The organism is Streptomyces sp. NPDC057697, assembly GCF_042799335.1.
Classification (GTDB): domain Bacteria; phylum Actinomycetota; class Actinomycetes; order Streptomycetales; family Streptomycetaceae; genus Streptomyces.
Genome location: NZ_JBHVJA010000022.1, coordinates 64,886 through 87,454 on the forward strand (window position 1 = coordinate 64,886; position 22,569 = coordinate 87,454).

Here is a 22,569-nt window from a genome sequence, read left to right on the forward strand (position 1 = left end):
CGGTCAGCACCTCACGGAGCGTCAGGACAGGTGGTATCGCGGTGGCGGTGACAGGTTTACGCATCGGAGTGGTCGGCGGCAGCATCGCCGGCTGCGCGGCGGCGATCGCGGGAGCGCGGGCGGGGGCGGACGTCACCGTCCACGAGCGCAGCGACGGCGCTTTGCAGGACCGGGGGTTCGGCATCGTCATCCCGCCGCCGCTCCACCGGGAACTGGTCGCGGGCGAATACCTGGGCGCGGACATGCCGACGACCCCGGTCGCCACCCGGGTCTGGCTGGCTCGGACACCGGGGCGGCGCTCGGCGCGTGAACTGGCCCGGCAGCAGGCCCCGGTGGCACCGTGCAACTGGGGTCTGCTGTGGCGGGCGCTGCGCGCCCGCGCCGGGGGCGGCGCGTACCACCGAGGGCTGCCCGTCGTCTCCGTCGGCCGTACGCCCTCCGGCGGCGCCCTGATCCGTACCGCGGACGGCGAGCGGGAGTACGACATCGTCGTCGGGGCGGACGGGCACCGGTCCGTCACCCGCGAGCGGGTCGCGCCCGGGGTACGGCCGGTTCCCGCCGGGTACCTGGTCTGGCGGGGCACGATCCCGGCCGCCGCGCTCCGGGACCACCCGGCGCAACGGGAACTGCTGGAGAGCGCCTGGGTCACCCTGGGCTTCCCGGGCGGGCACGGCGTCTTCTATCTGATCCCGGGGGCGGCCAGGGGTTCCCGGCTGCTGGCCTACGCGATCTATGCCTCTCCCCCGCACACCGCGACGGCGCCCGGCGCCCCGGTCTCCGCCGCGTACGTGCGGCACATCGCCGAGGAGCACTTCCCCGCCGAGTGGGCCGAGATCGTCGCCCGGGGCGAGCACACCGCCCAGGCGCTCCACCCGGTCGCCGACTTCGTGGTGCCCCGGACGGCGGAGCCGCCCTTCCTGCTGGCCGGGGACGCGGCGAGCGTGACCCGGCCGCACACCGCGAGCGGGGCGGTCAAGGCCTTGCAGGACGCGCTGTGCCTGGAACGGTCGTTGCGCGCGTCCTCCTCGGCGGCCGGGGCCCTGCGCCGGTACGCCGACGAGCGCTCCGCCGAGGGCGCGAGGCTGGTCGCGCTGGGCCGCAGGCTGGGGCGGGTGCTCGTCGAGGACACCCCCGACTGGCCCGCGATGGGGCCCGCCGAGGTGGACGCGCTGAGCCGCACCGCGCTGGACGGCACCGACAGCTATCTGTACGGCAGCGTCCAGCGGCGGCGGTGACGGGCGGTCGGCGCGGACCGCGCCCCGGGCGGGTTCAGCGGCCGGGTGGTGCGGGCCGGGTCATGTCGGCGGTCAGTTCCGCCATGTCCACGACCCGGTCGGCGGCCTCCGCCACGGCCGGGTCGTGCGTGGCCACGAGGGTGACGCAGCCGTCCTCGTGGGTGCGTGCGGCCAGGAGCGCGGCCAGTTCACCCGCCTGCGAGCGGTCGACGGCCGCCGTCGGTTCGTCGATCAGCAGCAGCCCCGGGGAGAGGAGGAGCGCGCGGGCCAGGGCGACGCGCTGGCGTTCACCACCGGAGAGCTCCTCGGGGCGGTGGCGCAGGCGATGACCCAGGCCCACCGCGGCCAGGGCCTCCTCGGCGCGTGAGCGGTGCGCGCGGGGACGCGCTCCGCGGAGGGACACGGCGGCGAGCAGCTGGTCGACGGCGGTCGGTCCGGAGAGCAGGTTGCCGCTCTGGAACATGTAGCCGATCCGCTCCCTGCGTGTCCTGGCGCGCCGGGCGTCGGAGAGTCCGGCGAGGTCCTCGCCGTCCAGCAGGACCTGCCCGGCGGTGGGCCGCAGCAAGGCGCCCGCGAGGGCGAGCAGGGTGGACTTGCCGGATCCCGACGGTCCGACGAGGGCCGTCATCGCGCCGGGTGCGAAGGTGGCGTCGAGGCCGTCGAAGACGGTGGTACGGGCGTCGGCGCGGCCGAACGCGACGGTGACGCCGCTCAGTTCGAGGCTCATCGGTTGGCTCCCAGCATGGTCAGCGGGTCGGCTCGGGTGACCCGGCGCAGGGTCAGTGCGGTGCCCGCGAGGCCGACGGCCGCGACGGTGCACATGGTGACGGCGAGGGTGGCGGCGGGCAGGCTGAACGGCACCCGTTCGCCGACCAGCAGCCCGACCGCTCCGGCGAGCACGGCGCCCGCCGCGGTGCCGAGGACGACGACCAGGGCGGCCTGGAGCACGGTGTGGGCGAGCAGCCTCCGGCGGGAGGCGCCGAGCGCCCGCAGCAGGGCGAGTTCGGGCTGCCGCTGCACGGTCCACACGGAGAAGAAGGCGCCGACCACCAGGGGGGCGATCAGATACAGGAACACCTGGATCGAGGTCATGGTGACCCGCTCGCCGGTGTAGCCGGGGGCCGCCTCGTACGCCTTCTCCTTGGTGAGGGTGGTGGTGGAGTGCCGCGCGTCGAGGGTGGCGGCCGGGGTCCGGGCCGGCGGGGTGCGCAGGGCCAGGGCGCTGAACTGGCCGGGGACCACGGCGGTCGCGGACGCCGGGGCGCCGGGGGTGCTGAAGCGGATGCGCTGCCAGGTCTTCAGCGGGACGTAGGCGACGGGCACATGGCCGTAGCTGGAGCGCTCGGTCAGCCCGGTGACGCGCAGCGCGATGCCGAGCCGGTCGATGACGAGGGTGTCGCCGACGCGTACGCCCTCGTCGGCGAGTGCGGCGGACAGGACGACGCTGTCCGGCGCCGCTTCGGTGAGGCCCCTGCCCCCGGTGACCCGGGGGGCGAGGAAGGAGCGGGGCTCCACGCCGAAGGCGGCGAGATCGACCTCGGCGCCGCGGTCCGTGGTGCCCCGGGTGAGGGAGACGCCCAGCGGGGCCGTTTCGGTGTCCGCCTCGGCGCGCCAGGCGGCGGCGGTCCTCTCGTCGAGCAGACTGCGGGCGAACTGGTCGGAGCGGGCGTCCGAGGAGAAGACCAGCTGGGCGGCGGGCAGGCGGCGCAGCGCGGAGACGGTGTCGTCGCCCAGGCCGGTGGTGAAGCCGGAGACGATGCCGACGAGTGCGGCGACGAGCACCACGACGGACCCCATGAGCAGGAAGCGCCCTCGGGCGGCGCGCAGCTCCAGCAGTGCGAGGAACACGGCGGTTCCCTTCGGTGGATCGATGTTAGGGACGGTGTGTCGCCAAGATAGATGATGGGGACGCCGCGTCCCCAAGTGGGGGCGACGGGGACCCGGGGGCTTCTAGACTGGGCCGGTGCCCAGGATCAGAGCCGCCACGGTCGCCGAGCACCACGCCCAGCAGCGACTGGCCCTGGTGCGGGCGGCGCGCGAGCTGCTGGAGGACGGCGACGCCGAGGCCGTGACCTTCACCGCGGTCGCCAGGGCCACCGGCCTGGCCCGCAACAGCGTGTACAAGTACTTCCCCGGCCGCCCCGAACTGCTCGCGGCGGTCGTCGAGGAGGCGATGCCCCGCTGGACGGACGCCATCCGGACCGGGATGTCGGCGGCCGGTACGGCCGAGGAGAAGATCGCCGCCTATGTATCGTCCCAGCTGGAGCTGGTACGCGGCGGGGAGCACCGGATCGCCCAGGCACTGGCCGGGGTACGGGACGCGACGGTGGTACGGGAGAGCGCGGCGCGGGTCCACCGGGAGCTGCTCACCCCGCTGATCGGCGCGCTGACCGAGCTGGGCGAGGAGGACCCCCGGCGCACGGCTCTCCTCCTCCAGGGCATCGTCAACGCGGCCACGACGGCGATCGAGAACGGCGACGACCCGGCGGCGGTGACGGACCGGGCGGTACGGATGGCGGTCACCGCGATCACGGGGGCACCAACGGGACGGTGAGGGAACGGGGATCCCCTTTCCCCGGGGGTGTCGCCGCCCCTCCCGAGCGTGCCCCCTCCCGAGTGCGTCCCCCGCCCCTCCCCGAGTGCGTCCCCCGCTCCCTCCCCGGGGGCGTCCCCGCCCCTCCCCGGGTGCGACGCCCACCCCGGGGCGGCCAACGCCCGACTACCGGACCGGTGACGGTTCGAGGCGGGTGCGGATGCCGTCGAAGTGGGTACGCATGGCGCGCACCGCGCGCGCACCGTCGGACGCGGCGACCGCATCGACGATCTCGCGGTGCTGGGCACAGGTGACCAGCGGGTCCTGGTGGCCGTCGTCGAGATCCTCGCGCACCCGGTCCATGGCCGCCCAGAACGCGTCGAGCACCTCGCTGAGCAGGTGGTTGTCGAGCGAGGCGTAGAGCGCGAGGTGGAAGGCGCGGTCGGTGGAGCGCGCCACCCGGCCGCCGTCGCGGGCCTCGGCGTCCATCGTCTCGACCAGACCGCGCAGCACGTCGAGGTCCACCTCCGGGATACCGGCCGTGACGGCGCCGACCAGCCCCGCCTCCAGCGCCTCCCGCACCTTCATCAGCTCGAAGAGGCCGGGCTCCCCCTGCCGGTGGCGGACCGCGGCCCGGAAGGCGAGCCCCTCGGCGAAGGGCGACAGGGAGAGCGAGCCGACGAAGGTGCCGAAACCCCGCCGGATCTCCACGACGTTGACGGCCTGGAGCGCCTTGAGCGCCTCGCGCACCGACACCCGGCCCGCCCCGAAGAGCTCCATCAGCTCGGCCTCGGTGGGCAGTGCGTCGCCGGGGGCGAGTCTGCGTTCCAGGATCAGCTCCTTGAGCCGGCGCTCTATGTCCTGAGCCATGGTGGGGCGCGCCACAACGTCCTCCCGAGGTGCGATTGCCCCTTGACCGGTCACAGGAGCATCTGTTTAAGGTGAGCCAGACATAGGACATCTTACGTCTCACGTCTTGATCCGCGCAGCCGCACCCGCCCACGGATCAACGCATCGACCGGAGCTGGAGCCCTCACCATGTCCCTGACCTCACCGCTGCACGGCGTCGTCCCGCCGGTCTGCACCCCGCTCGATCCCCGGGGGGAGGTCGACACCGCGTCCCTCGCCCGGCTCGTCGAGCACCTCGTCGACGGCGGTGTGCACGGGCTGTTCGCGCTCGGCTCCACCAGCGAGGTCGCCTATCTCACCGACGGACAGCGCGCCACGGCCCTGAAGACCGTGGTCGACGCGGCCGACGGCCGGGTGCCGGTGCTCGCCGGTGTCATCGACACCACCACCGCCCGCGTCGTCGAGCACGCCCGCACCGCCGCCGGTCTGGGCGCGGACGCCCTGGTCGCGACCGCGCCGTTCTACACCCGCACCCACGGCAAGGAGATCGCCCAGCACTTCCGGCGGCTGCACGCGGCGGTCGGCCTGCCGCTGTTCGCGTACGACATCCCGGTCGCCGTACACAGCAAGCTCTCCCCCGCGCTGGTGCGCGAACTCGCCGAGGACGGCACGCTGGCCGGCCTCAAGGACAGCAGCGGCGACGAGGGCGGGCTGCGCCGTCTGATCGTCGAGCTGGGCGGCCGCGACGGCCGCGCGAACGGCCCGGCGCCCCGGTTCAGCGTCCTCACCGGTTCCGAACTCACCGTGGACGCCGCCCTGCTGGCCGGGGCCGACGGTGTGGTGCCGGGCATCGGCAATGTCGACCCGGCCGGCTACGTACGGCTCTACGACGCGGCGCGCGCCGGGAACTGGGAGCTGGCCGCCAAGGAGCAGGAGCGGCTGGTCGAGCTGTTCGCGATGGTCGACGCCGGTCCGGAGGCGGACATGGGCCGCAGCTCCTCGGCGCTCGGCTCCTTCAAGGCGGCGCTCCGGCTGCTCGGCGTCATCGCCTGCGGCGACACCGCCTTCCCGCAGATCCAGTTGAGCGACGAGTCCGTCGCCGTGGTCTCCCGGCACCTGCGCGCCGCCGGTCTGCCGCCGGTCCGATGACCGACCGCACCCGGCGGTCCGCCGCCCCCACCGATGCCGCGGTGATCGGACTCGACCTCGGCGGCACGAAGATCGCCGCCGCGCTGTTCGGCCCGGACGGCACCGTCCTGGCCCGGCACACCCGGCCCACCCCGGCCGGGGACGGCGCGGCGGCCGTGCTGGACGCCCTCGCCGGGGCGGCCGCCGCCGTCGACCCCGGGCGGCTGGCCACGGCGCTCGGCATCGCCGCGGCCGGGGTCGTCGACCCCCGCACCGGCCTGGTCACCAGCGCCACCGACTCCATCGGCGGCTGGGCGGGAACCGCCCTGGGCACCGGCCTCGCCGACCGCACCGGATACCCGGTGGCCTGCGACAACGACGTACGCGCCACCGCGGGGCCGGAGCTGGCGGCGCTGACGGCGGACGGCCGCCCGAAGGGGTCGCTGCTCTTCGTGGCGGTCGGCACGGGCGTGGGCGGCGCGATCGCCGCCGACGGCCGGATGCTGCACGGCGCGGCCGGTCTCGCCGGACACCTCGGCCATCTGCCCAGCCCCGAGGCGGCCGGGCTGCCCTGCACCTGCGGCGCCGCCGGGCATCTGGAGGTCATCGCCTCCGGGCCCGGCATCGCCGCCCACTACGCACGGCTGACCGGCGCCCCCGTGGACCGGCTGGAAACCGTGGCCGCCCGCGCGGGCCAGGGCGACGCGGCGGCCGTCCGCGCCATCACCACCGGCGCGGCCGCCACCGGCACGGTGCTCGGCGGGCTCGCCAACGCGCTGGGACCCGACCGGGTCGTCGTCGGCGGCGGCGTACCGCGCATCGGTCCGCTGTACGGGGACGCCCTGGCCGCCGCCTTCACCGCGGAGCTGATGCCGCCGCTGCGCGGGCTCCTGCCCCGGGCGCCGCTGTTCGGCGCCGACGCGGCGGTGCTCGGCGCCGCCGCACTGACCACCACCCTTCCCCTCCACCACCCGGGAGCCCTCCGATGACCGCTCAGGAACTGGCCGCCACCCTCCGGGGCAGGCTGATCGTGTCCTGCCAGGCGCCCCCCGGTGACCCGATGCGGGACACCGGCACCCTCGTCCGGCTCGCCCGCTCGGCCGTCGCCGGGGGCGGCGCCGCGATCCGCGCCAACGAACCGGAGGTCGTCGCCGCGATCGCCGAGGCCGTGGACCTGCCGGTCATCGGCCTGTGGAAGGACGGTGACGTCGGCGTCTACATCACCCCGACCGTCCGGCACGCCCTGGCGATCGTGGCGGCGGGCGCCGATGTCGTCGCCGCCGACGCCACCGACCGGCCGCGCCCCGACGGCTCCACCTTCGCCGAGCTGGTCGCGGCGGTGCACCGGGCCGGTGCCCTGGTGATGGCCGATGTCGCCACGCTCGCCGAGGGCGTCGCCGCGGCCGGGCAGGGCGCGGACTTCGTCTCCACCACCCTCTCCGGCTATGTGCCGGGCACGCCGGAGCAGACCGGCCCCGATCTCGGCCTGGTCGCCGAGCTGGCCGCCGCGATCGACGTCCCGGTGGTCGCCGAAGGCCGTGTCAACACCCCCGAGGAGGCCGCGGAGGCCCTGGCGCGCGGTGCCCACAGCGTCGTCGTCGGCACCGCCATCACCGCGCCCACCGCCCTGACCGCCCGCTTCGTCGCAGGCATCGCCCGGCCCTGACCTTCCCCCACCACGCGGGCCGGCGGCTCGACGACGAGCGCCGACCCGCATCCTGGAGTCACCGTGCAGACCACATCACCCGCCAAGCTCCCCTGGTACCGCGAAGTGAGCGGCACCCAGTGGAAGTCGTTCTTCGCCGCGTGGATCGGCTACGTCCTCGACGGCTTCGACTTCGTGCTGATCACGCTCGTGCTCACCGAGATCAGTGACGACTTCGGGCTGAGCACGGTGCAGGCCGCCAGCCTGATCTCCGGCGCGTTCATCACCCGCTGGCTGGGCGGTGCGGTGCTCGGTGCCCTCGGCGACCGGTACGGCCGCAAGCTCTCCATGGTCCTGAGCATCCTGCTGTACTCGCTCGGCACCTTCGCCTGCGGATTCGCCTGGAACTACCAGAGCCTCTTCGCCGCCCGGCTGGCCATCGGCATGGGCATGGCCGGTGAGTACAGCGCCAGCGCCACGTACGTCATGGAGAGCTGGCCCGCCAGGCTCCGCAGCCGGGCCAGCGGCTTCCTGATCTCCGGCTTCTCGGTCGGCTCGGTGCTCGCCGCGCAGGTCTACAACTGGGTGGTGCCCTCGCTCGGCTGGCGGTGGATGTTCTATCTCGGCCTGATACCGATCGCCATCGCGCTGTGGATGCGACGGGCGCTGCCGGAGGCCGAGGAGTGGACGGAGAGCGTCGCCGACCGGGGCGCCAAGCCCAATCCGTTCCGGCCGCTCTTCGCGACCCGGGGCCGGGCCGTGGTCAACACGGTCCTGGTCGTGGTGGCCACCCTCGCGCTCTTCCTGGTCTTCACCCCGGGCGGCGCCGGGATGGTCCCGGTGCTCTCGGTGGCCGCCGGACTGGCGCTCGCCGCGTTCGCCGTGCAGATGGGCGGCAGGCGCGGCTGGGTGCTCTACCTGTCGATGATCGTGACGCTGTTCTTCGCGTTCCTGTACTCGTGGCCGATCCAGGCGCTGCTGCCCACCTATCTGAAGACCGAGCTCGGCTACTCCGCCGACCAGGTCACCGACGTCCTGTACTTCGCGGGCTTCGGGACCATGGCCGGCTGCTGGACCGCGGGCTTCCTCGGCGACCGGATCGGTGCGAAGAAGGCGTACGCGCTGACGCTGCTCGCCTCGCTCGCCTTCGTCTACCCAGTCTTCGCCGTGCACGACAACCTGCTGCTGCTCGGCATCCTGCTCTTCCTGCTCCAGGCGACCAGCTTCGGCATCTCCGGGCTGCTGCCCCGCTACATCGGCGGGCACTTCCCGACGGCGAGCAGGGGCGCGGCGCTCGGCTTCACGTACAACGTGGGAGCGCTGGGCGGTGCCGTGGCCCCGGTGCTGGGCGCGCATCTGGCGTCCGGGATGGATCTGGGCCGGGCGCTGGCGGTGCTGACCTTCGCGGGCACGGTGATCGTGGTGCTGCTGGTCGGCTTCGACGTACCGGCCCGGCTGAACCGGCTGACCGACCCGGAGGCCGAGTGGGACCATCTCGCGGCGGAGCCCGGGGCGGGGCGGGGCAGCGCCTCGGACCCGGCGCACGCGGGCTGACCGGCCGAGGCCGCGCGGCTGCCCTACGGCCGCTCCGCGATCCGCTCGAAGACGGCGGCGAGGCCCTGTCCGCCGCCGATGCACATGGTCTCCAGGCCGTACCGGGCCTCGCGGCGGTGCAGTTCGCGGGTCAGCGTGGCGAGGATGCGGGCCCCGGTGGCGCCGACCGGGTGGCCGAGGGAGACGCCGGAGCCGTTGACGTTGATGCGCTGCTCGTGGTCCTTCTCGCCGAGGCCCAGCTCCCGGGTGCAGGCGAGGACCTGGGCGGCGAAGGCCTCGTTGATTTCGATCAGGTCGAGGTCGGCGAGGGTCAGCCCGGCGCGGTCGAGGGCGGCCCGGGTCGCCGGGACGGGGCCGAGACCCATCGTCGCGGCGGGCACCCCGGCACGGGCGAAGGAGACGAGCCGGACCAGCGGGGTCAGGCCGAGGCGTTCGGCGGTGGCCGCGCTGGTGACCAGGCAGGCGGCGGCCGCGTCGTTCTGGCCGCTGGCGTTGCCCGCGGTGACGGTCGCCTCCGGGTCGGACGCCGCCATGACCGGGCGCAGCGCGGCGAGCTGCTCGGCGGTGGTGTCGGGGCGGGGGTGCTCGTCGGCGGTGACGACGGTCTCGCCCTTGCGGGTGCGTACGGTGACGGGGACGGTCTCCGCGTCGTACCGGCCCTCCCTCGCGGCCCGTCCGGCGCGCTGCTGGGAACGCAGGGCGAGGGCGTCCTGCTCGGCGCGGCCGATCCCGTAGGCACGCCGGAGGTTCTCGGCGGTCTCGATCATGCCGCCCGGCACGGGGTGGCGGGCGCCGCCCGCGGTGACCCTGCCCCGGGCCAGCGCGTCGTGGAGCTGGAGGCCGGGGCCCTTGATGCCCCAGCGGCCGTCGTGCGTGTAGTAAGGGGCGGCGCTCATCACATCGACGCCGCCCGCGATCACGACCTCGCTGAACCCGGCCCGGATCTGCATCGCCGCGTCGAGCACGGCCTGGAGGCCGGAGCCGCAGCGGCGGTCGACCTGGGAGCCGGTGACGGTCTCGGGCAGTCCGGCGTCGAGCGCGACGACCCGGCCGATGGCGGGGGCCTCGGCGGACGGGTAGGAGTGCCCGAGGATCACCTCGTCGACGGCGGCGGGGTCGATTCCGGTGCGGGCCACGAGCTCCGCGACGACGCGTGCGGCGAGGGCGGCCGGTGTCTGCCGCGCGAAGACTCCGCCGAACCGGCCGATGGGCGTGCGCAGGGGTTCGCAGATGACGACATCGGGCTGCTGATCGGGCACGTCGTGGCCTTCCGGGTTCGGTCGTGGGGCCGTCTCGACGTGACCCTAATCCGGCGGCGGGCGACGATCAATGGGCGACGGCGGAGTGCGGGCGGGGCGCGGTGACGGAACCGTACCGGCACCGGCCGGGGCCGAACTCCGGTCGCTGCGCGAGGATGTGGGCGCGGACCGCGCCCCGCTTCGCCGGGACCTGTCCGCCGGACCACCTGTCACATCGCGAGAGGACCGCAACCGCCATGCGCATCAGGATCGTCGGCGCCGGGGCCATGGGCCGCGGCATCGCCCAGTGGGCGGCGACCGCCGGACACACCGTGGAGCTGTGCGACGTACGCACGGAGGCCGTGACGGCCGCGGTGGACTTCGTACGGTCCATGCTCGAACGGGCCGTCCTGAAGGGCCGGATGTCCGCCGAGGAGCGCGACACCGCCCTGGAACGGCTGATTCCGCTCGACGATCCGTGGGCCCCGGGTCCCGAGGTCGAGCTGGTCGTCGAGGCCGTGCGGGAGGACCTCGGCACCAAGACGGAGGTCTTCGGACGGCTGGAAGGGGCGCTGCCCGCGACGGCCGTCTTCGCGACCAACACCTCCTCCCTCTCGGTCACCCGGATCGCCGCGGCGCTGAAGGACCCGACGCGCCTGGCCGGGCTGCACTTCTTCAACCCGGTGCCGCTGATGAAGATCGTCGAGATCGTGCCCGGCGCGGCGACCCGCCCGGAGATCCCGCCGGTCCTGACCGCGCTCGTGGAGAGCTGCGGCCACCGCGCGGTCACCGTCGCCGACACCCCCGGCTTCCTGGTCAATCACGCCGGACGGGGCCTGGTGACCGAGGCGCTGGCGCTGCTGGAGGAGGCGGTCGGCGCACCCGCGGACATCGACCGGATCGCCCGCGACGTACTGGGCCTGCGGATGGGCCCGTTCGAGCTGATGGACCTCACCGGGCTGGATGTGACGGCCGCGGTGATCGACTCGATCTGGCAGGGCTTCCGGTACGCGGACCGGCTCCGCCCCTCCTTCCTCACCCCCAACCGGGTGGCGGCCGGGCTGCACGGCCGCAAGACCGGACACGGCTGGTACGCGTACGGCCCCGAAGCACCCACCGCCGCTCCGGAGCCGCCGGTCGCCGGGGACGCGGACCGGGCGGTGTTCGTCCACGGTGTCGCGGGGCAGGACCGGGACGCGGCCGCGCTGCGGGCGGCGCTGACCGCGGCGGGCGCCGCCGTGGAGACGGGCGACGGTCCTTCCGCCGGCGCCCTGGTGCTCGTTCCGCTCTGGGGCACCACGGTGGCCGCCTCGGTCGCCGGGCACGGGCTGCCTGCGGGGCGCACCTTCGGCGTGGACCCGCTGCCCCCGGCGGGCCGGCGCAGGGTGCTGGCCGTGACCCCGGCGGCGGACCCGGCCGCCGCGCGCGACGCCCGCGCGGTGCTGGCCCGTGCGGCGGCGGGCGAGGAGCCGTGGGCGGTGTCGGTGGTGCGGGACACGGCGGGCTCGGTCGCCCAGCGGCTGCTCGCCTCGATCGTGTCGGTCGCGGCGGGGATCGCGGAGCGCTCCATCGCCGCCCCCGCCGACATCGACCTGGCCGTCACGGCCGGGCTCGGCTACCCCGTCGGCCCGCTGGCCTGGGGCGACCGGATCGGCGCGGAGCGGATGCTGGAGCTGCACCGGGCACTGCACCGCACGACGGGCGACCCGCGCCACCGCCCGAGCCGCTGGGTCACCGAACGCGCCCAGCTCGGCCTCGCGCTGACGGACCCGGGCACGTCGCCCGCCGACTGCACGGCCGCCGACGAGGGATAGGCCCCGTGGCGGCGGGCGGGGGTGCCGGTGCCGCCGGGCGGTCGCGGCACCCCCGCGGGCACCCGCCCCCGGGGATGTCCGTTCCGTACAAGACGCGTGCCGGGGCCCCGCGTACGGTCGGGGCATGACTCCACGTATGGACGCGATCTGCATCGTCACGGCGGACCTGGCCGCATCGCTCGCCTTCTACCGCCGGCTCGGGCTCGACATCCCCGCCGGCGCGGAATCCGCCCCCCATGTCGAAGCGACGCTGCCGGGCGGCGGGCGGCTGCTCTGGGACACCGAGGACGTCGTCCGCACCTACGACCCCGGATGGACCGCGCCGGCCGGCGGGGACCGGCTCTCCCTGGCCTTTCTGTGCGACAGCCCGGCCGAGGTGGACGCGGTGTACGACAGCCTGACCGGGGCGGGGTACCGGGGACACCTGGAGCCCTGGGACGCGGTGTGGGGGCAGCGTTACGCGACGGTCCTCGACCCGGACGGCTGCGCGGTGTCGTTGTTCGCCGCGGGCGGCTGAGGCCCGGGGCGCCGGGCTACCGGGAGAGGCGGGCGGTCAGGGTGGTCCCGGTCAGGGCGCGCATCTCCCGGGCGAGATGGGCCTGGTCGGTGCAGCCCGCCTCGACGGCCGCCTCGGCGTACGGCTTCCCGGACCGTGCCAGGGCCAGGGCGCGCTGGAGCCGCAGGATCCGGGCGAGCGTCTTGGGCCCGTAGCCGAAGGCCGCGAGGGAGCGGCGGTGCAGCTGCCGGGTGCCGAGGCCGGCCCGGTGCGCGGTGTCCGCGACGGACCACCCGGCGCCGAGCCGGTCCGCGACGTACCGCATCAGCGGGTCCGGCCCTCCGGTCCCGGCGGCCCGGCGCAGCGCCACGGCCTCCAGCGCCCCGGCCGGGTCGGGGGCCTCGGCGACCCGCTCGGTGAGCTCCCGGACCCGGTCCCCGGGCCACAGCTCCGCCAGTTCGACCCGGAGGTCGCGCAGCTCGTGCGCCTCCACGCCGAGCAGCGCGGGGGCCGTGCCGGGTGCGAAGCGGATGCCCGCGCACCGCCCGCCGGCCGGGGCCGACGGCGTCGCGGCACGGGTGTCGGGGCCCGCGACGAGCAGCCGGCCGTCGATCCAGAGCAGGTCCATGCACCCGTCCGGCAGCACCGGACGCATCTCCCCGTCGGGCACGCTCAGCGTCCACACGACCGCGCCGTCGAACCGCGACGTCCGCTCTTCGTACCTCTCGCCCATGCCCCACACGCTAGTCTCGTCGGCGGACGGAGTCGGCTTCCCGGGGGCGGTCATGACGGCACTGATGGAGTTCACGACGGACAGCGGCGCGACGGTGACGGTCGAGGTCGACCGGCACACGGAGGGCGCGCAGCTGGTCGCGCTCGGCGATGACAACACCCTGGCCAGGGCCGGGCGTACGTTCGACAGCGCGCTCACGGGAATCCGGTCGGCGGCCGAGTCCGCCCTCGCGGTGTTCCGGGACGGCGCCCTGAAACCGGACGGCGTGGAGCTGGAATTCGGGGTGCGGATCACGGCGGAGGCCGGGGCCGTGATCGCCAAGAGCGCGGTCGAGGGCCACATGGTGGTCAAGTTGTCCTGGTCCCCGGGCGCGACGCCCGCGACCCCGCCCGCCCCGGCCGTTCCGGCGCCCGCCCCCGCCCCTTAGGAGCCGTTCGGCCCGCCGGACTCGCCGTCCCGTCCGTCCCGGTCGGGCTTGTCCGGCTCCTTCTCCCTGCTCGGCTGCAGCCGGGACTTCACATCGTCCGGCGGCAGGAACTTCGACCAGCGCTCGGGGAACTCGGACGGCATGTAGGGGCTGTCGCCGTAGTCACCCTCGTCGTCATCGTCGTCCTCGTCGTCGTCCCAGCCCTCCTCCTGGTCGCCCGCCTGGGTCCGGGCGACGAACTCCGCCGCCTGGGCGGCGCGCACGCGGTCGTTGGCCGCGCGGGCGGCGGCCGTCGCCAGCGAGGGCCACACCCGGTCGATGGCCGCGTTCACCGCCGCGCCCACCAGCACCGCGAAGGCGGAGATGCCGATCCACAGCAGCACGGCGATCGGGGCCGCCAACGACCCGTAAATCGTGGGCCCCTCGACCGTGCTGGTGAGGTAGATCCGCAGCAGGAAGCTGCCGAGCACCCACATCGTGAGCGCCACCAGCGCGCCGGGCACGTCCTCGATCCAGGGCGAACGGACCGGCACGGACACGTGGTAGAGCGTCGTCAGGAAGGCGATCGACAGCAGGATCACCAGCGGCCAGTACAGAACGCTTATGAGCTCGGTGCCCCAGGGCACGAACTCCACGACCCGGTCGGGGCCGACGACCAGCAGCGGCAGCACGACGGCACCGAGCAGCAGCGCGACGACGTACAGCAGGAAGGAGAGCAGCCGGGTCTTGACGATGCCGCGCTGGCCGTCGAGGCCGTACATCACGGTGATCGTGTCGATGAAGACGTTGACGGCCCGGGAGCCGGACCAGAGGGCGATCGCGAAGCCGATCGAGATGACGTCGGGGCGGGCACCGGTCGTGACGTCGGCCAGGAGCGGCTTGGCGAAGTCGTTGACGCCGCGCTCGCTCAGCACGGTGTGCGCGGCGTTGAGGATGTTGCGCTCGATGGAGGCGACCGTGGTGGTGCTGGTCCACTCGTCGACGTATCCGAGCAGCCCGATCAGACCGAGGAGCAGGGGCGGCAGCGACAGCAGGGTGAAGAACGCCGCCTCGGCCGCGAGCCCGAGAATGCGGTACTCCATGCACGAGTTGACGGTGTCCTTGAGCAGCTGCCAGACCATCTGCCGCTTGGATACGTTGCGGTAGAGGACTCGGGCCCGGTGGAGACGTCCCGGTGGCCGCTCGGGTGTTTCGTTTGCTGCCTGCACGTCCTTACCGTATCGGCATGGCAGCCACCACCCACACCGTGTCCAACCAGGTACCGCCGCTGACCGGCTACGACGTCTTCGCCGCCGACCGGGCGCTCACCGAGGCGGTGCGACGTCACACCTCACCCGGGCTCCTGGCCGAAGTACGGGGCGAGCTCGGCGAACTGGGCCGCTCCGCGGGTTCCGCGCAGGTGCAGGAGTGGGGTGCGCAGGCCAACGCCAGTCCGCCGGTGCTGCGCACCCACGACCGGTACGGGAACCGGATCGACGAGGTCGAGTTCCATCCGGCCTGGCACCGGCTCCTGGGCCACGCGGTCACCGCGGGCCTCACCGACGCCTGGGGCCGGCCCGCCGGCCATGTGCGGCGGGCGGCGGGCTTCCTCGTGTGGACGCAGGCCGAGGCGGGCCACGGCTGCCCGCTGTCGATGACACACGCGGCGGTGCCCGCGCTGCGCACCGATCCGGCGCTGGCCGCCGAGTGGGAGCCGCTGCTCACCTCGACGGTCTACGAACGGGGGCTGCGGCCCGTCGCGCGGAAGGCCGGTGTGCTCCTCGGGATGGGGATGACGGAGAAGCAGGGCGGCACGGACGTACGGGCGAACACGACGCGCGCGCAGCCGCTGGCCGCCGAGGGCGAGTATCTGCTCACCGGGCACAAGTGGTTCTGTTCGGCACCGATGTCCGACGGGTTCCTGGTGCTGGCGCAGGCGCCCGGCGGCCTGACGTGTTTCCTGCTGCCCCGGGTGCTGCCCGACGGCACCCGCAACCCGTTCGCCATCCAGCGGCTCAAGGACAAGCTGGGCAACCGCTCGAACGCCTCGGCCGAGGTCGAGTTCGACGGCACCTGGGCGCGCCGGGTCGGCGAGGAGGGGCGCGGGGTGGCCACCATCATCGGGATGGTGGCGGCGACCCGGCTGGACTGCGTGATCGGTTCGGCGGCGCTGATGCGGCAGGCGGTGGCGCAGGCGGTCCACCACTGCGCGTACCGCGGTGTGTTCGGCGGAGTGCTGATCGAGAAGCCGCTGATGCGCAATGTGCTGGCCGATCTGGCGCTGGAGTCGGAGGCCGCGACGGCGCTGGCGATGCGGCTGGCCGCGGCCTGCGACGACGGGTCGGAGAGCGAGCTGGCCCTCCTGCGGATCGCGGTGCCCGCGGCGAAGTACTGGGTGACCAAGCAGTGCGCGCCGGTGGTGGCCGAGGCGCTGGAGTGCCTCGGCGGCAACGGGTACGTCGAGGAGTCCGGGATGCCCCGGCTGCTGCGCGAGGCCCCGCTCAACTCGATCTGGGAGGGCTCGGGCAATGTGCAGGCGCTGGACGTGCTGCGGGCGCTGCGGCGCGAGCCGATGGCGCTGGACGCCTTCCTCCAGGAGATCGGCAGGGCGCGCGGCGCCGATCACCGGCTGGACGGGGCGATCAGGGACATGCTGACGGAGCTCGCCGATCTGGAGGGCATCGAGGCGCGGGCCCGTCGGCTGGCCGAACGGATGGCGCTGGTGCTCCAGGGCTCGCTGCTGGTGCGGTGGGCACCGCCGGAGGTGGCCGACGCGTTCTGCGCGTCACGGCTGGGCGGGGACCGGGGCGCGGCCTTCGGGACGCTGCCGCACAGCCTCGATCTGGCCTCGGTCGTCGAACGGGCCCGGCCCGTCGCGCCCTGAGGGCGGGTACGGCAACGGAGGGTGGTGCTGCGCCGACACGGCACCACCCTCCTTGCTGTGCACACCGAACCGTGGGGCACGGGCCCCGCCGCGCGGTGTTCCACCACTCTCGTACGGACCCGCACCCCCTCGCCAGAGTTGCAAAGGGTTGCAACCATTGTGCGGAGTGTGCGGTACCGGGCCCCTCGCGGCGGCAGGATGGGCCCGTGGATCGTCGAGCCGGCCCTGGCCTGTGGGGGGAAACGAGAGTGGAGACAAACGCCTCCGCGGTGACGCGCGCGGATGCCCGGCAGTCCGCGGCGGAACTCCGCGCGATCCACCGGGCCCGGGAGTCCAGGCTCGCCGGCGACCGTCCCGAGGTCGCCCCCCGGGCCGAGATCGGCGCCTCCTGGGACCGGGTGCTGCGCAGCGGCATCGACCCGGACCAGTCCACCGAGAGCGTGCTGCTCGACGTGGACGAGATCGAGCGCCGGCGCCGCGGCTCCACGCTGAGCGAGGTGATGCCGCTGCTCAACGACGGGCTGGTCTCCCTGGCGGAGGCCGCCCAGCAGATCGTGGTGGTCACCGACGTGGAGTGCCGGGTGCTGTGGCGCCGGGGCAACGCGGGGGTGCTGCGCCGGGCGGACGGGGTCTGTCTGGCGGAGGGCGCGGCCTGGGCCGAGGAGACGACGGGGACGAACGCGATCGGTACGGCGCTGGCCTCCCGCGTCCCGGTCCAGGTCCATTCCTCGGAGCACTTCGTCCGCAAGCTGCACGACTGGACGTGCGCGGCGGCCCCGATCCGCGATCCGCGCGACGGCCGGGTGATGGGCATCGTCGACATGAGCGGTCCCGCCTCGACGTTCCATCCGACGACGCTGGCCCTGGTCAGTTCGGTCGCCAGACTGGCGGAGAGCGAGATCAGGAACCGGCACCTCCAGGCGATCGACCGGCTGCGTTCGGTGGCGGCGCCGCTGGTGGGCAGGCTGGGCGGCCGGGCCCTGGCGGTGGACACCCACGGCTGGCTCGCCGCGGTGACGGGCATGCCGCCGGTCGACCGGCTGCCGCTGCCCAAGTCCTTACGGCCGGGCCGGGTGTGGCTGCCGTCGCTCGGCATGTGCCGGGTCGAACCGCTGCCCGGCGGCTGGCTGCTCCAGGTCGCGGACGGGCCCTCGGACGGGGCGCCGCAGCGGGTGGTGCTGGATCTGAGCCGGCCGCGCGGTCTCACGGTCAACGTGGTGGGCTCGGTGGGCACCTGGACCCAGCGGCTCTCGCCGCGCCACGCGGAGCTGCTGTACGCCCTGGCGCTGCACCCCGAGGGGCGTACGGCCTCCGAGCTCGCCCAGGACATCTTCGGCGACGCGACCCGGACGGTGACGGTGCGGGCGGAGATCTCCCGGATGCGCCGCCATCTCGCCCAGGTCCTCGCGCACCGCCCGTACCGCTTCGGCGAGGACGTCGAGGTGGAGGTGATCCTCCCGGACGACCGGGCCGATCTGCTGCCGCATTCGACGGCTCCGGTGGTGGTCGGGGCGCGTACCGGCGACTGATCCCCGGACGGCGCACCGGACCGGGGGGCTCGGACCGGGGCGGCTTTGGTGCGCACGGGCGGGGCGTGGTTCCCTGGCGGTCATGAGCAACTCCGTACATACCGCCGCAGCCGCCACCACCGAGGTGACCATCTGGTCCCTGGAACAGACCTCCCCCGACGATCTGCGGCCCGCCGCCGCCCCGGAGGGCGATGTGCGGATCGTGCGGTCGGAGATCCAGCTGCCCGAGTTCAGCCGGTTCCTCTACACGGCGGTCGGCGGCGACATCCGGTGGACGGACCGCCTCGGCATGACGTACGCGCAGTGGCAGGAGGCCCTGGACCGGCCGGGGGCCGAGACCTGGGTGGCGTACGTGAACGGCACCCCGGCGGGTTACATCGAGCTGGACCCGCAGGAGGAGGGCGCGGTCGAGATCATGTACTTCGGGCTGATCCCGGCGTTCCGGGGGCGGCGGATCGGCGGCCATCTGCTCTCGTTCGGGACCGCCCGCGCATGGGACCTGGCGGAGCGCTGGCCGGAGCGGACGCCGACGAAGCGGGTGTGGCTGCACACCTGTTCCAAGGACGGCCCGCACGCCATGGACAACTACCTGCGGCGCGGTTTCCGGCTCTTCGACACGAAGGTGGAGCTGGAGCCGGAGGTGGCGACGCCGGGGCCGTGGCCGGGGTCCGGCCGGTAGTACATCGGCAGCGCCACGGGCAGCGGGCACGCGTCGCGGACGGGCGGCGCGCGCCCGGCGGCATATGCGGAGATTGCGGTCATCACGGGCGGCAACGACCGGACACCCGGAGTGACGGACTCCACACGGTCTCACACCTCGGGACACTCTCGTCCACATCTTGGATAGTGGTGGACTGGCCCGAGATGCGCGTGCCACGCTTCCGTCATGCCTGGAACAGGAATTGCCTTGGTGAGTCGACGCCACGTCGACCTCGGCCGCGTGTCCAGCGCCATCTGTCCGGCGAGCTGAGAGTCCCAGCACCGCCGCGCTCCCCTTTTTCTCTGCAATCCCTGCGCACCGCCGCGCCTTGACGCGAGTGTGCAGTTCAGAGCCGCCCTCCTGCAGTCCCGAAGGACGTACTGTCATGGCCGCTACCCCGGAACAGTCTGCGACCACCACGCCTCGCCGCAAGGCCGGACGCCACCGTGGCGAAGGCCAGTGGGCCGTGGGGCACCACACTCCGCTCAACGGCAATGAGCAGTTCAAGAAGGACGACGACGGTCTCAATGTGCGGACACGCATTGAGACGATCTACTCCCGGCGCGGTTTCGACTCGATCGACCCCAACGACCTCCGGGGCCGCATGCGCTGGTGGGGTCTGTACACCCAGCGCAAGCCCGGGATCGACGGCGGCAAGACCGCGGTCCTGGAGCCGGAGGAGCTGGACGACTCGTACTTCATGCTGCGCGTCCGGATCGACGGCGGCCGGCTCACCACCGCACAGCTGCGGGTGATCGGTGAGGTCTCCCAGGAGTACGCGCGCGGCACCGCGGACATCACCGACCGGCAGAACATCCAGCTGCACTGGATCCGCATCGAGGACGTCCCGGCGATCTGGGAGAAGCTGGAGGCCGTCGGGCTCTCCACCACCGAGGCGTGCGGTGACTGCCCCCGCGTGATCATCGGCTCCCCCGTGGCCGGGATCGCCGCCGACGAGATCATCGACGGCACGCCCGCCGTGGACGAGATCCACGACCGGTACATCGGCAACAAGGAATTCTCCAACCTGCCGCGCAAGTTCAAGACCGCGATCTCGGGTTCGCCGGTGCAGGACGTGGTGCACGAGATCAACGACATCGCGTTCGTCGGTGTGGTCCACCCCGAGCACGGTCCGGGCTTCGACGTCTGGGTCGGTGGCGGGCTCTCCACCAACCCCCGGCTCGCCGAGCGGCTGGGTGCATGGGTGCCGCTCGACGAGGTGCCCGACGTCTGGGCCGGAGTCGTCGGCATCTTCCGCGACTACGGATACCGGCGGCTGCGCAACCGCGCCCGGCTGAAGTTCCTGATGGCCGACTGGGGACCGGCGAAGTTCCGCCAGGTGCTGGAGGACGAGTACCTGAAGCGCCCGCTGGAAGACGGTCCCGCGCCCGAGCAGCCCAGCAGCCGCTGGCGCGACCACGTGGGCGTGCACCAGCAGCAGGACGGCCGCTTCTACATCGGCTTCGCGCCCCGGGTCGGACGGGTCGACGGCTCCACCCTCGCCAAGATCGCCGACCTCGCGGCGGCGCACGGTTCGGACCGGCTGCGCACCACCGTCGAACAGAAGATGCTGATCCTGGACGTGGCGCAGGACCAGGTGGACTCCCTGGTCGCCGGGCTGGAGGCGCTCGACTTCCAGGTGCGGCCCTCGCCGTTCCGACGCGGCACGATGGCCTGCACCGGCATCGAGTTCTGCAAGCTGGCGATCGTCGAGACGAAGGCGCGCGGCGCCGCGCTGATCGACGAACTGGAGCGCCGGCTCCCGGACTTCGACGAGCCGCTCACCATCAACATCAACGGCTGCCCCAACGCGTGCGCCCGCATCCAGACCGCCGACATCGGCCTCAAGGGCCAGCTCGTACTGGACGACGACGGCAACCAGGTCGAGGGCTATCAGGTGCACCTGGGCGGCGCGCTGGGCCTGGAGGCCGGATTCGGCCGCAAGGTCCGTGGTCTGAAGGTCACTTCGGCCGAGCTGCCCGACTACGTCGAGCGGGTCCTGGGCCACTTCCAGGAGGAGCGCGAAGAGGGCGAGCGGTTCGCGACCTGGGCGGCACGGGCCAGTGCGGAATCGCTGTCATGAGCGAACGCGCCGCGCCCTTCTACTGCCCGTACTGCGGGGACGAGGATCTGCGCCCGCACGAGACCGGCCACGGCGCCTGGGAATGCGCGTCCTGCAATCGCGCGTTCCAGCTCAAGTTCCTGGGTCTGCTGACCCGGGGACTTCAGCGCAACGACGCCGAAGGGGACGGGATATGACGGAGACTCTGCGGGCCGAAGACCTCGAAGCACTGGCGGGCCGGGCCGGCCGCGAGCTGGAGGAAGCCTCCGCGCCGGAGATCCTCAAGTGGGCCACCGACACCTTCGGCGGGAGGTTCTGTGTCACCTCCTCCATGGAGGACGCCGTCGTCGCGCATCTGGCCTCGCGCGTCTTCCCCGGCGTCGACGTGGTCTTCCTCGACACCGGCTACCACTTCCCCGAGACGATCGGCACCCGTGACGCGGTCGCGGCGGTGATGGACGTCGAGGTCATCACCCTCACGCCCCGCCGGACGGTGGCCGAGCAGGACGCCGAGTACGGGCCCCGGCTGCACGACCGCGACCCCGACCTGTGCTGCAGACTGCGCAAGGTCCAGCCCCTCCAGGAAGGGCTGACCGGGTACGCGGCCTGGGCGACCGGGCTGCGCCGCGACGAGTCCCCCACCCGGGCGAACACCCCGGTCGTCGGCTGGGACGCGAAGCGGCAGAAGGTGAAGGTCTCGCCGATCGCCCGGTGGACCCAGGACGACGTCGACGCGTACGTGGCGGAGCACGGCGTCCTCACCAACCCGCTGCTGATGGACGGCTACGCCTCCGTGGGCTGCGCGCCCTGCACCCGCCGGGTGCTGGAGGGCGAGGACGTCCGCGCCGGGCGCTGGGCCGGACGGGGCAAGACCGAGTGCGGGCTGCACGACTGATGACGACTGATCAGGAGACTTCGATGAGCGTGACGGAGACGGGAGCCACCATCTGGCTGACCGGTCTGCCGAGCGCGGGCAAGACCACCCTCGCGTACGAGCTGGCCGGACGGCTGCGCGGCGAGGGCCACCGCGTGGAGGTGCTCGACGGCGACGAGATCCGGGAGTTCCTCTCCGCGGGGCTCGGCTTCTCCCGCGAGGACCGCCACACCAACGTCCAGCGGATCGGCTTCGTCGCCGAACTGCTGGCGGCCAACGGTGTGAAGGTGCTGGTCCCGGTCATCGCCCCGTACGCGGACAGCCGCGACGCGGTGCGGGGGCGGCACCGGACCGAGGGCACCCCTTACCTGGAGGTGCATGTCGCCACGCCGGTCGAGGTGTGCTCCGCACGCGATGTGAAGGGGCTCTACGCCAAGCAGGCGGCGGGCGAGATCAGCGGGCTCACCGGGGTCGACGACCCGTACGAGGCCCCGGAATCGCCCGACCTCCGGATCGAGTCGCACCGGCAGACCGTGCAGGAGTCCGCGGCGGAGCTGTACGCGCTGCTGAGCGAGAGGGGGGCGGCGTGACAACCGTCGCGACCGTGTCGGAAGGCACCGACAATCCGCACGCACTCAGCCATCTGGACTCCCTGGAGTCCGAGGCCGTGCACATCTTCCGTGAGGTGGCGGGTGAGTTCGAGCGGCCGGTGATCCTGTTCTCCGGCGGCAAGGACTCCATCGTGATGCTGCACCTGGCGCTGAAGGCGTTCGCGCCCGCGCCGGTGCCCTTCACACTGCTGCACGTGGACACCGGACACAACTTCCCCGAGGTACTGGAACACCGCGACCGCACCGTGGCCCGCCACGGGCTCCGGCTCCACATCGCC

23 protein-coding genes and 1 pseudogene are annotated in these 22,569 nt (G+C 73.6%); 18 read left to right on the top strand and 6 right to left on the bottom strand.

All coding sequences use genetic code 11. The annotated features are described in order from the left end of the window. Nucleotides 1-47: 47 nt before the first annotated feature. Nucleotides 48-1,235 carry an FAD-dependent monooxygenase gene (locus tag ACFVFH_RS34480; RefSeq protein ID WP_383776502.1) on the top strand — a complete coding sequence of 396 codons (1,188 nt, stop codon included), beginning with the start codon at nt 48-50 and terminating at the stop codon, nt 1,233-1,235. Between the two features lie 34 nt (nt 1,236-1,269). On the opposite strand, the gene ACFVFH_RS34485 is transcribed toward ACFVFH_RS34480, so the two are convergent. Together ACFVFH_RS34485 and ACFVFH_RS34490 are read right to left on the bottom strand one after the other, a co-directional pair. After that, nucleotides 1,270-1,962 carry an ATP-binding cassette domain-containing protein gene (locus ACFVFH_RS34485; protein ID WP_383776505.1) on the bottom strand — a complete coding sequence of 231 codons (693 nt, stop codon included), beginning with the start codon at nt 1,960-1,962 and terminating at the stop codon, nt 1,270-1,272. Further along, a complete protein-coding gene (locus ACFVFH_RS34490) occupies nt 1,959-3,083 on the bottom strand; it encodes an ABC transporter permease (RefSeq protein WP_383776508.1) in 1,125 nt (374 codons plus the stop codon). Before ACFVFH_RS34490 ends, ACFVFH_RS34485 begins: the two co-directional genes overlap by 4 nt. A 115-nt stretch (nt 3,084-3,198) precedes the next feature. Between ACFVFH_RS34490 and ACFVFH_RS34495 the strand changes: the two genes are divergently transcribed. After that, the gene (locus ACFVFH_RS34495; protein WP_383776511.1) at nt 3,199-3,789 is read left to right on the top strand and encodes a TetR/AcrR family transcriptional regulator; all 591 of its coding nucleotides are present in this window, start codon (nt 3,199-3,201) and stop codon (nt 3,787-3,789) included. Nucleotides 3,790-3,954: 165 nt separating this feature from the next. Here the strand turns inward: ACFVFH_RS34495 and ACFVFH_RS34500 are convergent, their stop codons facing one another. Beyond that, nucleotides 3,955-4,653, bottom strand: coding sequence for a FadR/GntR family transcriptional regulator (locus tag ACFVFH_RS34500; protein ID WP_383776513.1), 699 nt, complete (start codon nt 4,651-4,653; stop codon nt 3,955-3,957). A 153-nt stretch (nt 4,654-4,806) separates the two neighbouring features. Here ACFVFH_RS34500 and ACFVFH_RS34505 point away from each other — a divergent pair, with 153 nt between their 5' ends. The 4 genes from ACFVFH_RS34505 to ACFVFH_RS34520 all read left to right on the top strand — a co-directional run bounded on the left by ACFVFH_RS34505 (nt 4,807) and on the right by ACFVFH_RS34520 (nt 8,944). Then, a complete protein-coding gene (locus ACFVFH_RS34505; RefSeq protein ID WP_383776516.1) occupies nt 4,807-5,766 on the top strand; it encodes a dihydrodipicolinate synthase family protein in 960 nt (319 codons plus the stop codon). Beyond that, the gene (locus ACFVFH_RS34510) at nt 5,763-6,734 is read left to right on the top strand and encodes an ROK family protein (protein ID WP_383776518.1); all 972 of its coding nucleotides are present in this window, start codon (nt 5,763-5,765) and stop codon (nt 6,732-6,734) included. Before ACFVFH_RS34505 ends, ACFVFH_RS34510 begins: the two co-directional genes overlap by 4 nt. Then, the gene (locus tag ACFVFH_RS34515) at nt 6,731-7,411 is read left to right on the top strand and encodes an N-acetylmannosamine-6-phosphate 2-epimerase (RefSeq protein ID WP_383776520.1); all 681 of its coding nucleotides are present in this window, start codon (nt 6,731-6,733) and stop codon (nt 7,409-7,411) included. The genes ACFVFH_RS34510 and ACFVFH_RS34515 overlap by 4 nt, the downstream gene beginning before the upstream one ends. 63 nt (nt 7,412-7,474) lie before the next feature. Beyond that, nucleotides 7,475-8,944, top strand: a complete 1,470-nt coding sequence (locus ACFVFH_RS34520) for a sialate:H+ symport family MFS transporter (RefSeq protein ID WP_383776523.1) — start codon at nt 7,475-7,477, stop codon at nt 8,942-8,944. A gap of 23 nt (nt 8,945-8,967) precedes the next feature. On the opposite strand, the gene ACFVFH_RS34525 is transcribed toward ACFVFH_RS34520, so the two are convergent. Further along, nucleotides 8,968-10,203: an acetyl-CoA C-acetyltransferase gene (locus ACFVFH_RS34525; RefSeq protein ID WP_383776526.1), complete on the bottom strand. Its 1,236-nt coding sequence runs from the start codon at nt 10,201-10,203 to the stop codon at nt 8,968-8,970. 236 nt (nt 10,204-10,439) lie between these two features. Here ACFVFH_RS34525 and ACFVFH_RS34530 point away from each other — a divergent pair, with 236 nt between their 5' ends. Together ACFVFH_RS34530 and ACFVFH_RS34535 are read left to right on the top strand one after the other, a co-directional pair. Next, entirely contained in the window at nt 10,440-11,996 is a 1,557-nt protein-coding gene (locus tag ACFVFH_RS34530; RefSeq protein ID WP_383776528.1) for a 3-hydroxyacyl-CoA dehydrogenase, read from the top strand. A gap of 124 nt (nt 11,997-12,120) precedes the next feature. Continuing rightward, entirely contained in the window at nt 12,121-12,513 is a 393-nt protein-coding gene (locus tag ACFVFH_RS34535; protein WP_383776530.1) for a VOC family protein, read from the top strand. On the opposite strand, the pseudogene ACFVFH_RS34540 reads toward ACFVFH_RS34535, so the two are convergent. Beyond that, nucleotides 12,453-13,225, bottom strand: a pseudogene (locus ACFVFH_RS34540) (helix-turn-helix domain-containing protein). The gene ACFVFH_RS34535 and the pseudogene ACFVFH_RS34540 overlap by 61 nt on opposite strands. Before the next feature lie 52 nt (nt 13,226-13,277). On the opposite strand from ACFVFH_RS34540, the gene ACFVFH_RS34545 reads away from it, so the two are divergent. Beyond that, the gene (locus tag ACFVFH_RS34545) at nt 13,278-13,652 is read left to right on the top strand and encodes a CU044_2847 family protein (RefSeq protein WP_383776563.1); all 375 of its coding nucleotides are present in this window, start codon (nt 13,278-13,280) and stop codon (nt 13,650-13,652) included. Here ACFVFH_RS34545 and ACFVFH_RS34550 read toward each other — a convergent pair. Further along, nucleotides 13,649-14,860 carry a YihY/virulence factor BrkB family protein gene (locus tag ACFVFH_RS34550; RefSeq protein ID WP_383776533.1) on the bottom strand — a complete coding sequence of 404 codons (1,212 nt, stop codon included), beginning with the start codon at nt 14,858-14,860 and terminating at the stop codon, nt 13,649-13,651. The two genes, ACFVFH_RS34545 and ACFVFH_RS34550, sit on opposite strands and share 4 nt — an antisense overlap. A 17-nt stretch (nt 14,861-14,877) precedes the next feature. Between ACFVFH_RS34550 and ACFVFH_RS34555 the strand changes: the two genes are divergently transcribed. From ACFVFH_RS34555 to ACFVFH_RS34595, 9 genes are all read left to right on the top strand, one after another. Beyond that, entirely contained in the window at nt 14,878-16,515 is a 1,638-nt protein-coding gene (locus tag ACFVFH_RS34555) for an acyl-CoA dehydrogenase family protein (protein WP_383776536.1), read from the top strand. A 269-nt stretch (nt 16,516-16,784) separates the two neighbouring features. Then, a complete protein-coding gene (locus tag ACFVFH_RS34560; protein ID WP_383776565.1) occupies nt 16,785-18,044 on the top strand; it encodes a GAF domain-containing protein in 1,260 nt (419 codons plus the stop codon). Between the two features lie 82 nt (nt 18,045-18,126). Then, entirely contained in the window at nt 18,127-18,723 is a 597-nt protein-coding gene (locus ACFVFH_RS34565) for a GNAT family N-acetyltransferase (RefSeq protein ID WP_383776538.1), read from the top strand. 207 nt (nt 18,724-18,930) lie between these two features. After that, a complete protein-coding gene (locus ACFVFH_RS34570) occupies nt 18,931-19,014 on the top strand; it encodes a putative leader peptide (protein WP_317864749.1) in 84 nt (27 codons plus the stop codon). Nucleotides 19,015-19,129: 115 nt separating this feature from the next. Further along, nucleotides 19,130-20,827 carry a nitrite/sulfite reductase gene (locus ACFVFH_RS34575; RefSeq protein ID WP_383776541.1) on the top strand — a complete coding sequence of 566 codons (1,698 nt, stop codon included), beginning with the start codon at nt 19,130-19,132 and terminating at the stop codon, nt 20,825-20,827. Then, complete coding sequence (locus ACFVFH_RS34580; protein WP_093542145.1) at nt 20,824-21,003, top strand: hypothetical protein; 180 nt, start codon at nt 20,824-20,826, stop codon at nt 21,001-21,003. Before ACFVFH_RS34575 ends, ACFVFH_RS34580 begins: the two co-directional genes overlap by 4 nt. Then, nucleotides 21,000-21,701 carry a phosphoadenylyl-sulfate reductase gene (locus ACFVFH_RS34585; protein ID WP_383776544.1) on the top strand — a complete coding sequence of 234 codons (702 nt, stop codon included), beginning with the start codon at nt 21,000-21,002 and terminating at the stop codon, nt 21,699-21,701. Before ACFVFH_RS34580 ends, ACFVFH_RS34585 begins: the two co-directional genes overlap by 4 nt. Then, complete coding sequence (gene cysC / locus ACFVFH_RS34590) at nt 21,701-22,270, top strand: adenylyl-sulfate kinase (RefSeq protein ID WP_383776546.1); 570 nt, start codon at nt 21,701-21,703, stop codon at nt 22,268-22,270. The genes ACFVFH_RS34585 and cysC overlap by 1 nt, the downstream gene beginning before the upstream one ends. After that, the coding region (locus ACFVFH_RS34595; RefSeq protein ID WP_383776549.1) for a phosphoadenosine phosphosulfate reductase family protein at nt 22,267-22,569 on the top strand (303 nt) is incomplete at its 3' end. The genes cysC and ACFVFH_RS34595, both read left to right, overlap by 4 nt.